The sequence below is a fragment of the Nesterenkonia aethiopica genome (assembly GCF_039534665.1).
In the GTDB taxonomy this organism is placed as follows: Bacteria; Actinomycetota; Actinomycetes; order Actinomycetales; family Micrococcaceae; genus Nesterenkonia; species Nesterenkonia aethiopica.
The window spans coordinates 1-12,920 of sequence record NZ_BAAAVT010000004.1 but is presented as its reverse complement, the minus strand read 5'-3'; the positions used below and the strand labels follow the sequence as shown (position 1 = coordinate 12,920).

Genomic DNA, 12,920 nt, shown 5'->3' with positions numbered 1-12,920 from the left:
GTCGGGACTCTCAGCATCTGAGACCGCGGCCCGGGCGAGCCGCTCCCGGACCGCGGGGACGGGTCAGACGGCGGCGGGCTCCTCGTGGCGGGGGAAGATCGGCTGGGGCCTGTCGATCGGTGATCCGCCGATCAGCTCCTCGCCGAAGGCCGAGAAGCTGCGGGGGCCGGTGTTGGAGGCGTTGGTGGCCCCGGCGTCCCCTCCGGCGTCCACGCCCAGAGCGTCGAGGAGTCGGGTGGCGGATTCCGGCATGACGGGCTGGATCAGCAGGGCCACTCGGCGGAGGACCTCCGCTGTCACCCACAGGACGGTGCCCATGCGCGCCACATCGGTCTTCTTCAGCTGCCACGGCGCCTGCTCGGCGAAGTAGGCGTTGGCCTCCCCCAGCACGTACCAGGTCCGCTCCAACGCCCTGTGGAAGTCCTGCTTCTCATAAGCGGTCCGGCTGATCTCCAGCAGGCTCGCGGCCTGGTCGAGGATCGCCTGGTCCTCGGCGGTCAGCTCTCCCGGGCTCGGCAGTGCGCCGTCGCAGTTCTTGACGATCATCGACAGGGAGCGCTGCGCCAGGTTGCCCAGGTTGTTCGCCAGGTCGGAGTTCTTGCGCCCGACGACGGCCTCATGCGTGTAGGAGCCGTCCTGCCCGTACGGGAACTCGCGCAGCAGGAAGAAGCGCACCGCGTCGAGCCCATAGGTCTCCGTCCAGGCGGCGGGCGCGACCACGTTGCCCACCGACTTGGACATCTTCTCGCCCGCGTTGTGCAGGAATCCGTGGATCATCACCCGACGTGGCAGCTCCAGCCCCGCACTCATCAGGAACGCCGGCCAGAAGATGCAGTGGAACCGGGAGATGTCCTTGCCGATGATGTGCAGGTCGGCGGGCCAGCGACGACGGAACTGCTCGGAGTCGGTGTCCGGGAAGCCCGCACCGGTCAGGTAGTTGGTCAGCGCGTCCACCCACACGTACATCACGTGGTCCAGCTCCGTGTCCCCCGCGGTGAGGTCCTTCGGCACCGGCACGCCCCAATCGAAGGTGGTCCGTGAGATCGACAGGTCCTCCAGACCGCCCTCCACGAACCGGATGACCTCGTTGAAGCGGCTCGCCGGAGCGGCGAACTCGGGGTGGGAGCGATAGAGCTCCAGCAGCCTCTCCTGGTACGCGGAGAGCCGGAAGAAGTAGCTCTCCTCCTCCGTCCAGGTCACCGGAGTGCCGGTCTCGACGGCGTAGCGTCCACCGTCCTCCCGGACCTCGGTCTCGTCCTCGGCGAAGAACCGCTCGTCCCGCACCGAGTACCAGCCGGCGTACCGGTCCAGGTAGATGTCTCCGGCGTCGACCATGCGGCGCCAGATGGCCTGCGAGGCGGCGTAGTGGTCCTCGTCGGTCGTCCTGATGAACCGGTCATAGGAGATGCCGAGGACCTCGTCGTCGACCTTCTTGATGGCCTGAGCGTTGCGCGTGGCGAGCTCGTACGGGGTGATCCCTTCACGGTCCGCGGTCTGCTGGACCTTCTGGCCGTGCTCGTCGGTCCCTGTCAGGAAGCGGACGTCGTAGCCGTCGAGCCGTTTGAATCGGGCCATCACGTCCGCCGAGATGTACTCGTAGGCATGGCCGATGTGCGGCTCACCGTTGGGGTAGGTGATCGCCGTGGTCAGGTAGTAGGCAGGCTGAGACATCTCAGGTGGTCCCTCAGTTCCTCTCCGGTCAGACGCGGTCCAGGCTCAGGTGCGGTCCTCGAGGTCGACCTCGGCGGCCAGGGCCGCCCCGACCTCTTGGGCGATGGTGTCCAGGACTCCGGCGGGCAGGGCCGCGTCGACGGCCAGCACGGCCAGGGCCCGCTCCTCCCGGGTGTCCTGCGAGACCTGCATTCCGGCGATGTTGACCTCCGCCTCGCCGAGGATGCGGCCGAGTGCTCCGACCACTCCGGGGCGGTCCGCGTACTCGAAGATCACCAGGTGGTCGGTCAACGGGATCTCAAGGTCGTAGCCGTTGACGCCGACGATCTTCTCGATCTGCTTGGGACCCGTCAGCGTGCCGCGGACCTCCAGGTTGACCCCGGAGGCAGTGGCCCCGCGCACGGTGAGGGCGTTGCGGTAGTCCTCGACGTCGGGCGTGGTCGTCAGCCGGGTGGCGATGCCGCGCTGCTCGGCGAGAACGGGCGCGTTGACGTAGGAGACCTGCTCGGAGACGACGTCAGTGAACAGCCCCTTCAGCGCGGCCAGCTGCAGGGCGTCGACGTTGTGCTCCGCCAGCTCCCCGGCGGCCTCCGTCTCGATGTCGGTGAAGGCGTCGGAGGCGAGCGCGTTGAGGACCCGGCCGAGCTTCTCGACCAGCGGGATGCCCGGGCGGACCAGCTCGTCGATCGCGCCGCCGGCCACGTTCACGGCGTCGGGCACCAGTTCGCCCGCCAGGGCCAGACGCACCGAACGCGCCACGGAGACCCCGGCCTTCTCCTGGGCCTCCGACGTCGAGGCTCCCAGGTGAGGCGTGACGACGACGTTCTCCCGACCGAAGAACGGCAGGTCCGTGGACGGCTCGGAGGAGAAGACGTCGATGGCCGCGCCGCCGATGAGGCCTTCCGCCAGAGCGGCATCCAGGTCCGCCTCGTCGACGAGACCGCCGCGGGCCACGTTGACGACGAAGGCGGTGTCCTTCATCTTCTCGAAGGCCTCGCGGTTGAGCATGCCCAGAGTCTCAGGGGTCTTGGGCATGTGGATGGTGATGACGTCCGCCTTGGCGAACAGGTCGTCGAGGCTCACCAGCTGGGCCCCGATCTGGTGGGCCCGGGCCGAGGTGACGTAGGGGTCGTAGGCGATGAGCTCCATGCCGAAGGCCTTCATCCGCTCGGCCACCAGCCCGCCGATGCGGCCGAGCCCGATGACGCCGAGGACCTTGTCCTGCAACTCCACGCCGGAGTACTTCGAACGCTTCCACTCCCCGCCCTTCAGCGCCTGGGTGGCGGGGGCGATGTGCCGGGCCAGCCCCAGGATGTGGGCACAGGTCAGCTCCGCGGCGGAGACGATGTTCGACGTCGGGGCGTTGACCACCATGACGCCGGCGGCCGTGGCGGCCTTGATGTCCACGTTGTCCAGACCGACGCCCGCGCGGGCGACGACCTTGAGCCGAGGGGCGTGGCTGAACACCTCGGCATCCACCGTGGTGGCGGAGCGCACCATGATCGCCTCAGCGTCGGCGACGTCGGCGAAGAGCCGCTGACGATCGGTGCCGTCGGACTGGCGGATCTCGAAGTCGGGCCCGAGGGCCTCGACGGTGGCAGGAGAGAGTTCCTCGGCAAGTACGACGACGGGGCGGTTGCTGCTCACAGTGTCCTTCTTCTCGGTGCTGATGGTCGGGGGTTCTGCGGTCAGACATGTGGGGCCGGGTCGCACGGCGACCCGACCCCACACACTCTAGCCGCTCAGCGGGCCGCGGTGCCCTCGGTGTAGTCGTCCTCCTGGGTGATCCAGGAGAACAGCTTGCGCAGCTCGCGCCCGGTGGACTCGATCGGGTGCGACTCGTTCTTCCTACGCAGCTCCGCGAACTCGGAGGCGCCGTTGCGCTGGTCGTCCATGAAGCGCTTCGCGAAGGTCCCGTCCTGGATGTCGGCCAGCACGGCCTTCATGTTCTCCTTGACCTCCGGGGAGATGACCCGGGGGCCGGAGACGTAGTCACCGAACTCGGCAGTGTCGGAGATGGACCAGCGCTGCTTGGTCAGGCCGCCCTCGACCATGAGGTCCACGATCAGCTTGAGCTCGTGGAGCACCTCGAAGTAGGCGATCTCAGGCTTGTAGCCGGCCTCGGTGAGGGTCTCGAAGCCGTACTGCACCAGCTGCGAGGCGCCGCCGCAGAGCACTGCCTGCTCGCCGAAGAGGTCGGTCTCGGTCTCCTCGGTGAAGGTGGTCTCGATGACGCCGGCACGCGTGCCGCCGATGCCCTTCGCGTAGGCCAGCGCGATGTCCTTGGCCCGACCCGAGGGGTTCTGCTCCACGGCGATCAGCGCCGGCACTCCGCGGCCGGCCTCGTACTCGCGGCGCACCACGTGGCCCGGGCCCTTGGGGGCGACCATCGCGACGTCGACGTCCTCCGGCGGCGTAATGAAGCCATAGCGGATGTTGAAACCGTGCGAGAACAGCAGCACGTTGCCCGCGGACAGATGCGGAGCGATCTCTGAGGCGTACACGTCGGCCTGGTGCTGGTCCGGGACCAGGATCATGATGATGTCAGCCTCGGCGGCGGCCTCGGCCACCGGCTTGACGGTCAGCCCCTGCTCCTCGGCCTTGGCCTTGGACTTCGAGCCGTCCTTCAGACCGACCCGCACGTCCACGCCGGAGTCCCGCAGGGAGAGCGAGTGGGCGTGCCCCTGGGATCCGTAGCCGATCACGGCCACCTTCTTGTCGCTGAGGACCGCCAGGTCTGCGTCGTCGTCGTAGTAGAGGTCAGTCACGTCGAGATCTCCTTGGATGATGGGTGAGTTGTTCGGATGTCGTATGGGAGCCGGTCGCTCAGCGGAGCGCCCGGTCGGTCATGGACTTCGACCCGCGGCTGATGGCCAGGGTGCCGGAGCGCACGATCTCGCGCACCCCGTAGGGCTCGAGCACCTCCAGGAGGGCGTTGAGCTTGTCAGGGGCGCCGGTGGCCTCGATGGTGAGCGAGTCCACGGAGACGTCCACGATCTTGGCGCGGAAGAGGTCCACCGCCTGGGTCACCTGGAGTCGGGTCGGCGAGTCGGCCTTGACCTTGATCAGCAGGTGGTCGCGCTGCACCGAGTTCTCCGGCGCCAGCTCGATGATCTTGATGACGTTGATGAGCTTGTTGAGCTGCTTGGTGATCTGCTCGAGAAGCTCCGCATCGGCGTCGACGACGACCGTGATCCGGGAGAGCCCGGCGATCTCGGAAGGGCCGACGGCCAGGGAGTCGATGTTGAACGCGCGACGAGCGAAGAGGCCCGAGACGCGGGTCAGAACACCGGGCACGTCCTCGACGAGCACGGACAGGGTGCGGCGCTGCGTGCCGGGGTTCGGCTGAGGGCTGGTCATGGTCACTCCTCCTCGTCCCAGTCCGGCGTCATGTTGCGCGCGACCTGGATGTCGCTGTTCGAGACTCCGGCAGGCACCATGGGCCACACCATCGAGTCACGGCTCACCACGAAGTCGACGACCACCGGACGGTCGGTGACCTCCATGGCCTGCGCGATGACGTCGTCGATGTCCTCCTCGCGCTCACAGCGCAGACCCACACAGCCGTAGGCCTCGGCCAGCTTCAGGAAGTCCGGGATCCGGACGACCTCCTCGCCAGAGGGGTTCAAGGCGGTGTTCAGGTCGGTGTTCGAGTAGCGGGACTCATAGAACAGCGTCTGCCACTGGCGCACCATGCCGAGCGAGGAGTTGTTGATCACGGCCACCTTGATGGGGATGTTGTTGATCGCGCAGGTGGCCAGCTCCTGGTTGGTCATCTGGAAGCAGCCGTCGCCGTCGATGGCCCAGACGACTCGGTCCGGGTTGCCGACCTGGGCACCCATGGCTGCCGGCACCGAGTAGCCCATGGTGCCCAGCCCTCCGGAGTTCAGCCACTGCCGGGGACGCTCGTAGTCGATGAACTGGGAGGCCCACATCTGGTGCTGCCCGACGCCGGCCACATAGACGGCTTCGGAACCGGCGGCCTTGCCGATGCGTTCGATGACATTCTGCGGTGCGATCGCGCCGTCCTCCGGCTCGGTCCAGCCCAGCGGGTAGGTCTCCTGGAAACGCCGCAGCTGGCGCCACCAGCCGTCCAGGTCCGGGGCCCCTTCCTTCTCGAAGAGGTCAGCGACGGCGGCGTCGAGCTCGGGGATGATCTCCTTCAGCGAGCCGACGATCGGCACGTCCGCCAGGCGGTTCTTGGAGATCTCCGCGGGGTCGACGTCCGCGTGAATGACCTTCGCGTCGGGGGCGAAGGTGGCCAGCTGACCGGTGACGCGGTCGTCGAAGCGGGCACCGAGGGTGATGAGCAGGTCCGAGCGCTGCAGGGCCGCGACGGCGGCCACGGTGCCGTGCATCCCGGGCATTCCGACATTGAGCTCGTGGGAGTCAGGGAACGCCCCGCGGGCCATGAGGGTGTTGACCACCGGGGCGCCGACGGATTCCGCGAGCGCCCGGAACTCCTCGGAGGCATCGGCCTTGATGACGCCGCCACCCAGGTAGAACACCGGTCGGCGGGCCTCGCGGATGAGCTTGGCGGCCTCACGGACCTGCTTGGCATGGCCACGGGTCACCGGGCGGTAGCCGTTGAGCTCGATGGTCGGCGGCCAGGAGAAGGTCGTCTTCGCAGTCTGCGCAGATTTGGTGATGTCCACCAGGACGGGCCCGGGTCGGCCCGAGGAGGCCAGGTGGAAGGCCTCCGCCATGACCTGCGGGATCGTGTCCGCATCGGTGACGAGGAACGAGTGCTTGGTGATCGGAGTGGAGATCCCGACGATGTCGGCCTCCTGGAAGGCGTCGGTGCCGATCACCTGGGCATTGACCTGACCGGTGATGGCCACCATCGGGACCGAATCCATGTGGGCGTCCGCCAGCGGTGTGACCAGATTGGTGGCACCGGGTCCGGAGGTCGCGAAGCAGACTCCGACCTCCCCGGTGACCATGGCGTACCCCTGGGCCGCATGGCCGGCTCCCTGCTCGTGGCGGACCAGGATGTGGTTCACCGTGGAGGAGTCCATGAGCGGGTCATAGGTCGGCAGGATCGCGCCGCCCGGGATGCCGAACACATCGGTCACGCCGAGCGCCTCGAGGCTGCGGATGATCGACTCGGAGCCGGTGACCTCCACCGGCTCCACCGGACGGCCGGGACCGTAGAGACGGCGGTCGGCCGAGGTCGTATGACTCGGGCGAGGCTTCTTCGCGGCCAATGCCGCGGGGCTCGTCGCAGGTGTTCTGCTCATCGTTGACTTCCTGTTGTCCTGTCCCATGGGCGGGTGATGCGGGAACCCGGAAAGAAGGAACCCCGACAGAGAAGCGACCCTGCTGGGGCTCTCTACCGGGGTGAGCGTGCGCGTCATCTCAGGATGCGGCCGTCGACCTGCCCGCTGTGAGCAGAGCTCGGGCCGCCCTGAGGAGGATGAATCACTCCACCTCTCCCCCGGCGGCGAGTACGGCTACTCGTAGCAGGTGACGCATGGCCCCCATGCTTCCCCGGCGTGTGGCGGGTGTCAACAGACCGTGACCCCGTCTCACTGTGTGGACCGTCAGCCGCAGAAGGCTCCTTCGGCGGCCGAGCGGACCAGCTTGGCGTACTTGCCGAGCACTCCGGTGGTCACGTACGGCTCCAACGGAGTCCAGTCCTGCCGACGACGCTCGAGCTCCTCCTCCTCGACCACGAGGTCGATGGAGCGACCGGCGATGTCCACCCGGATGGTGTCGCCGTCGGCGATGTAGGCGATGGGGCCGCCGTCGACGGCCTCCGGGGCGATGTGCCCGATGCACAGTCCCGTGGTGCCGCCGGAGAAGCGCCCGTCGGTGATCAGCAGGACATCCTTGCCGAGTCCTGCGCCCTTGATGGCTCCGGTGATCGCCAGCATCTCTCGCATACCGGGCCCGCCCTTGGGGCCCTCGTAGCGGATGACGACGACATCGCCGGACTGGATGTGCCCCTCCTCCAACGCCTGCAGGGCGGCCTGCTCGCGTTCGAACACGCGGGCGGTCCCTTCGAAGACCTCGGCGTCGAATCCGGCCGACTTCACCACCGCCCCCTCCGGAGCCAACGAGCCGTGCAGCACGGCGATGCCGCCGTTGTGGTGCATCGGGTTGTCCAGCGAGCGGATGATCTTGCCGTCGATGTCCGGCGGATTGATGGCCTCCAGGTTCTCCGCCACAGTTCTGCCGGTGACCGTCAGGCAGTCACCGTTGAGCAGTCCGGCGTCCAACAGCGCCCGCATGACGACCGGCACTCCCCCGACCCGGTCCACATCCGCCATCACATACTGGCCGAACGGCTTGAGGTCGCCGAGATGCGGCACCTTGTCCCCGATGCGGTTGAAGTCCTCCAGGGTCAGGTCCACCCCGGCTTCGCGGGCGATGGCCAACAGATGCAGCACCGCATTGGTGGACCCGCCGAAGGCCATGGTCACGGCGATCGCGTTCTCGAAGGCCGGCTTGGTGAGGATGTCTCGAGTGGTGATGCCCTGCCGAAGCAGGTTCACCACGGCCTCGCCCGAGCGGTGGGCGTAGCTGTCCCGGCGCCGGTCCGCCGACGGCGGCGCGGCCGAACCCGGCAGGGACATGCCCAGGGCTTCGCCGATGGCGGCCATCGTGTTGGCGGTGTACATGCCGCCGCAGGCGCCCTCGCCCGGACAGATGGCCCGCTCGATGACGTCCAGATCCTCCTCGCTGATGGTGCCGCGGGCGCAGGCTCCCACGCCCTCGAAGGCGTCGATGAGGGTGACCTCCTTCTCCGTGCCGTCGGAGAAGCGCGCCACGCCGGGCATGATCGAGCCGGCGTAGAGGAAGACGGAGGACAGGTCGAGGCGGGCGGCGGCCATCAGCATGCCCGGCAGCGACTTGTCACAGCCGGCCAGCAGGATGGATCCGTCGAGGCGCTCGGCCTGCATGACGGTCTCTACGGAGTCCGCGATGACCTCGCGGGAGACCAGTGAGTAGTGCATCCCCTCGTGGCCCATCGAGATCCCGTCCGAGACGGAGATGGTCCCGAACTCCAGTGGGTAGCCGCCCCCGGAGTGCACGCCCTCCTTGGATGCGCGGGCCAGGCGGTCCAGCGACAGGTTGCAGGGCGTGATCTCGTTCCAGGAGCTGGCGATGCCGATCTGGGCCTTGGAGAAGTCCTCGTCGCCCATGCCGACGGCGCGGAGCATGCCGCGAGCGGGAGCGCGGGTGTAGCCGTCGGTGACCTGCCAGCTGCGGGGCTTCTCCGCGCTGGAGGGCCCGGTGACCGGCTGCGGCGGGGTGAACGGAGTGTCCTCACTGGTGCTCTGTGCCATAGCCAGATCGTATACCCGCCAGGGGACGCACCGGGATGAGCCTCGCCGTCGTTCTGGTATGTGAGACAGGTGCTGTGGCGTGGCCCGGCGCCGATGGGGACGGCTCACCCCGCTGCCGGGGAGGCGCCGGGACAGGCGCCGTCCCGGCAGACGCCCCGTCGCGCCGAGGCCGCGACCGCCCGTTGGCCCACAGCACCCCGCCGACCACCAGGACGCCTCCGAGGATCTCACCGTGCAGCGGCACCTCTCCGAGCCAGGCCCAGGCGGCGAGGATTCCCACCACCGGCACGAGCATCGAGAAGGGCGCCACTGTGCTGGCGGGGTGCCGGGCCATCAGCCATACCCAGACGGCGGAGCCGATGACCGTGCCCGCGATGACCGTGTAGAGCAGTCCCAGCCATGCCGGCAGCGCCTCTGCCGTGAACGCGCCGACCAGCGCGTCGCCGATCTGGACGGGCCCTTCGACGGCGACGGAGAGCGCCAGCATGGGCAGCGGGGGGACCACTGTCATCCAGAGCACCAGGTGCATGGGCTGCGGGGCCCTGGCCTGCCGTGAGGCGAGATTCCCCAGCGCCCAGCCGAACCCGCCCAGGACGACGAGCAGGAAGGGAATCCAGCCGTCCAGCCCACCTCGAGTCAGCCCTACGACGCCGAGACCGACCACGGCCACGGCCACTCCCGCCATGCGCCGGCCGCTGAGCCTCTCACGCAGGAGCAGGGCGCCCAGCAGGACCGTGAACGGAGCTGAGGACTGCAGCACCAGGGACGCCAGCCCGGCCGGGAACCCCGCGGCCATGCCCAGATACAGACCGAAGAACTGCAGGGTCCCGAACCCCAGGCCATAGCCGAGCAGCCAGCGCAGCGGCACGTCCGGGCGCGGCACCAGCAGCAGAGTAGGGATCGCCAGGAGGGCGAAACGCAGCGCGACGAGGAACAGCGGCGGGAACTGCTCCAGGCTGAGATGGATCGCCAAGAAGTTCAGCCCCCACAGGACGGCGACGGCGAGAGCGAGGACCACGTGACGGATCGGCATGGCCACAGTCTTCCGGCACGGACACATCAGCACCAGCGCAGAGATCTTCATGTCATGTGAAGCAGAACTGAAGGATCAGTGCGATCATGACGCCATGGAGCACCGACATCTGGAGCTGCTGCGCGAGATCGCGGCCCGCGGAACGCTGGCGGCCGTCGCCGAAGCCACCCATCGCTCACCGTCGGCCGTGTCCCAGCAGCTGCGCGCGGCCGAACGGGACCTCGGCGTGCCGCTGGTGGAACCCAGCTCCCGCACGGTGAGACTCACCCCGGAGGGCGAGCTGCTCGCCGCCGGCGCGGAGGAGATCGCCGAGCGCATGGCACTGCTGCAGGCCAGGCTCGATGCGCGCCGTGGTCGACCGTCCGGCGTCGTGTCCGTGGGGACCCTGCCCAGTGCGGGCGAGGCGCTGATGCCCGGCCTGCTGAGCCGTCTCGACCAGACCCGCATCACGCTGGACCTGGATGACTTCGACCTTGCCGAAGGGGACTATGCGGCGCGGGCCCACGATGCCGACGTCGTCATCGCCCACAGCCTCAGCGGTGACGTGCCGGTCGGGGCGGAGGGGCTCACCTGCACGGTGCTGGCGCGTGAACCCCTCAGGGTCGCCCTGCCGGCTGACCATCCGGCCGCAGCCGCCGAGGTCATCGGCCCGCAGGAGGCCGCCGGGTTGGACTGGATCGGCGTACCCCAGGGGTATCCGTTCGACACAGTGCTCGTGGCGATGGAGGACAGGCTCGGCACCGCCCTCCCCCGCCGGCTACGGCTGCGGGACAACCGACTGGTGGAGTCTCTGGTGGTCTCCGGGATGGGTGCCGCCGTCCTTCCTGGATTCACCACCAGGCCCCGGAGCGGACTGGTGCTGCGTCCACTGGCCGGAGTGCGGGCCGTGCGGACCATCGTCGCGCTGAGCCGACCCGATCGCCACGCCCGCCTGGCGGTCCGCACGGTGACGACCACGCTCCAGGAGGCCGGGGCCGCCCTGGAGGAGACCCACCGAGAGCTCCAGCAGGGAGAGGTCGGCGGCTCTCTGGTGGACGCTGAGACACGCTGCGCACACTACGCCTCTGCCCTCGACGTCGTCGCGATCCGCTTCCACTGCTGCGGACGCTGGTACCCCTGCCTGCACTGTCACGCCGAGGCGGAGGACCACCCGGTGCTCCCCTGGCCGGCGGCGCGGCGGGAGGCCGAGGCTCTGCTGTGCGGAGTGTGCCGGCACCGGTTCAGCATCGCCGAATATCTGGACACCGACCGGTGCACCGCCTGCGCCGCGCGATTCAACCCGGGCTGCCGTCGCCACCATCCGGTGTACTTCGACGTGGACGGCACCGGCGAGGCGTGAGGCGACGCTCCAGGGATCGGGCGAGACGCGCCGGCTGGGGGTCCAGACTCAGCCCAGCTGGGCACGCAGGCGGGCGACCGTCTCCTCGTCCGGGCGGGCGGAGGCGTCGATCGGACGTCCGGCCAGCAGATCCTCGAGCGCGTGCAGGCAGAGGTCCCATCCTGCGGCGATGTGCCCGACCCACTGCTCATCGACGATCGAGTTGCTCAGTCGGAGCAGGCTGGCTGCCGGCCGCTCGGCGCCGCCGTGGCCACCGCTGAGGTCCTCCGCGACACCCCACTCCAGATGTTCTCCGGACCAGTCGTAGGCCATCCGATGGGGAGGCTCCCATCGGCTCAGGCGTGACTCCTCGGCAGGTTCCCCCTCGAAGAGGAATCGAATGGTCCCGCCCGGACGTGGTTCCAGCTCGATGCGGCAGGGCTGCCACAGACTCATCTGTTCCGGATCGGAGAGCGCGGCCCAGACGACGTCGGGCCGGTGCGGGAGCCGCCGTCGCAGGTGGAGCACCGGGTCGCCGATTTCCGGGCGCACCAGGTGCATCTCCGTCGAGATCCTGTCTGTCATCCTCAGCCCCCTGCGGCACGCACCGTCGGTGCGAAGGCTCCTGCGCGCCTCGTCCCCGGCGGAATCAGCCCATCTGGTCGACCACGGTCTCCGCAACCTCCCGCATGGAGAGGCGGCGGTCCATCGAGGTCTTCTGGATCCAGCGGAAGGCCTCAGGCTCGCTCAGCCCCATCTTGGTGGTCAGCAGGGACTTGGCCCGGTCCACCAGCTTACGAGTCTCAAACTTGTCGGCGAGATCGGTGACCTCCTCCTCCAGCGCCCGGATCTCGTCGAATCGAGCCGCCGCGACCTCGATCGCGGGGATGAGGTCGTTCTCCGTGAACGGCTTCACCACGTACGCCATGGCGCCGGCCTCACGCGCCGACTCCACGAGGTCCCGCTGGGAGAAGGCCGTCAGCATGACGACCGGGGCGAGTCCCTCCTCCGCGATGGTCTTGGCCGCGGTGATGCCGTCCATCTTCGGCATCTTGACGTCCATGACGACCAGGTCGGGCACATGCTCGCGTGCCAGCTCCACCGCCTGTTCGCCATTGTCCGCCTCCCCGACCACCTGATACCCGGCGCCGGTGAGGATCTCCACGATGTCAAGGCGGATGAGGGTCTCGTCCTCGGCCACGAGGACCCGACGGCCCTCGTTCTCTGCCGGGGCGTCCGCGCCCTGGGCGGACTGCTGCTCTTCAGTCACCGTTCTCCTTGGATGAGGTCGTCGCCGTCGGCTCGGCGCCGGACGGCAGGTGGGCGAGCCAGTTGTCCCCCTCAGGGTATCGCCCGGTATGCTGTGGGGGCACCTCGGAGACCGTTGCGACGCCGCAGCCGAGCCTCGGGAGGTGCAGGTACCAGCCCGAATGGCGGAATTGGTAGACGCGCCGCACTCAAAATGCGGTACCCCTGGTGTGCGGGTTCGAGTCCCGCTTCGGGCACCGGTGTGATGTATCGGGACATCGTTGACAGATGTCTCAGATCATCGTTGACAGAAGGGCCTCCGAACCCCCGGGTTCGGAGGCCCTTCGTCGTCGGTGCC

10 protein-coding genes and 1 tRNA gene are annotated in these 12,920 nt (G+C 68.6%); 2 read left to right on the top strand and 9 right to left on the bottom strand.

Features of this window, described 5'->3' with window-relative positions; genetic code table 11:
- Positions 1 to 63: 63 nt before the first annotated feature.
- The 7 genes from metG to ABD658_RS03475 all read right to left on the bottom strand — a co-directional run bounded on the left by metG (position 64) and on the right by ABD658_RS03475 (position 9,996).
- Positions 64 to 1,671 carry a methionine--tRNA ligase gene (gene metG / locus ABD658_RS03505; protein WP_344685377.1) on the bottom strand — a complete coding sequence of 536 codons (1,608 nt, stop codon included), beginning with the start codon at positions 1,669 to 1,671 and terminating at the stop codon, positions 64 to 66.
- A 45-nt stretch (positions 1,672 to 1,716) separates the two neighbouring features.
- A complete protein-coding gene (serA, locus tag ABD658_RS03500) occupies positions 1,717 to 3,318 on the bottom strand; it encodes a phosphoglycerate dehydrogenase (RefSeq protein WP_344685375.1) in 1,602 nt (533 codons plus the stop codon).
- Positions 3,319 to 3,413: 95 nt separating this feature from the next.
- Positions 3,414 to 4,439, bottom strand: coding sequence for a ketol-acid reductoisomerase (ilvC, locus tag ABD658_RS03495; protein WP_070159520.1), 1,026 nt, complete (start codon positions 4,437 to 4,439; stop codon positions 3,414 to 3,416).
- Between the two features lie 58 nt (positions 4,440 to 4,497).
- Positions 4,498 to 5,031: an acetolactate synthase small subunit gene (gene ilvN / locus ABD658_RS03490; protein ID WP_085437541.1), complete on the bottom strand. Its 534-nt coding sequence runs from the start codon at positions 5,029 to 5,031 to the stop codon at positions 4,498 to 4,500.
- 2 nt (positions 5,032 to 5,033) lie between these two features.
- The gene (locus tag ABD658_RS03485) at positions 5,034 to 6,911 is read right to left on the bottom strand and encodes an acetolactate synthase large subunit (protein WP_344685371.1); all 1,878 of its coding nucleotides are present in this window, start codon (positions 6,909 to 6,911) and stop codon (positions 5,034 to 5,036) included.
- 303 nt (positions 6,912 to 7,214) lie between these two features.
- Positions 7,215 to 8,963: a dihydroxy-acid dehydratase gene (ilvD, locus tag ABD658_RS03480; protein ID WP_344685369.1), complete on the bottom strand. Its 1,749-nt coding sequence runs from the start codon at positions 8,961 to 8,963 to the stop codon at positions 7,215 to 7,217.
- The gene (locus ABD658_RS03475; RefSeq protein WP_344685367.1) at positions 8,944 to 9,996 is read right to left on the bottom strand and encodes an EamA family transporter; all 1,053 of its coding nucleotides are present in this window, start codon (positions 9,994 to 9,996) and stop codon (positions 8,944 to 8,946) included. The genes ilvD and ABD658_RS03475 overlap by 20 nt, the downstream gene beginning before the upstream one ends.
- A gap of 94 nt (positions 9,997 to 10,090) precedes the next feature.
- Between ABD658_RS03475 and ABD658_RS03470 the strand changes: the two genes are divergently transcribed.
- Positions 10,091 to 11,335, top strand: a complete 1,245-nt coding sequence (locus ABD658_RS03470) for a LysR substrate-binding domain-containing protein (RefSeq protein WP_344685365.1) — start codon at positions 10,091 to 10,093, stop codon at positions 11,333 to 11,335.
- A 48-nt stretch (positions 11,336 to 11,383) separates the two neighbouring features.
- Here ABD658_RS03470 and ABD658_RS03465 read toward each other — a convergent pair whose 3' ends face one another.
- Both ABD658_RS03465 and ABD658_RS03460 read right to left on the bottom strand, forming a co-directional pair.
- Positions 11,384 to 11,899: an SRPBCC domain-containing protein gene (locus tag ABD658_RS03465; RefSeq protein ID WP_344685363.1), complete on the bottom strand. Its 516-nt coding sequence runs from the start codon at positions 11,897 to 11,899 to the stop codon at positions 11,384 to 11,386.
- Between the two features lie 64 nt (positions 11,900 to 11,963).
- On the bottom strand, positions 11,964 to 12,584 hold the full coding sequence (locus ABD658_RS03460) for an ANTAR domain-containing response regulator (protein ID WP_344743862.1): 621 nt from the start codon (positions 12,582 to 12,584) through the stop codon (positions 11,964 to 11,966).
- Between the two features lie 154 nt (positions 12,585 to 12,738).
- On the opposite strand from ABD658_RS03460, the gene ABD658_RS03455 reads away from it, so the two are divergent.
- Positions 12,739 to 12,819 (top strand) — tRNA-Leu (locus tag ABD658_RS03455).
- The last annotated feature ends 101 nt before the right edge of the window (positions 12,820 to 12,920 follow it).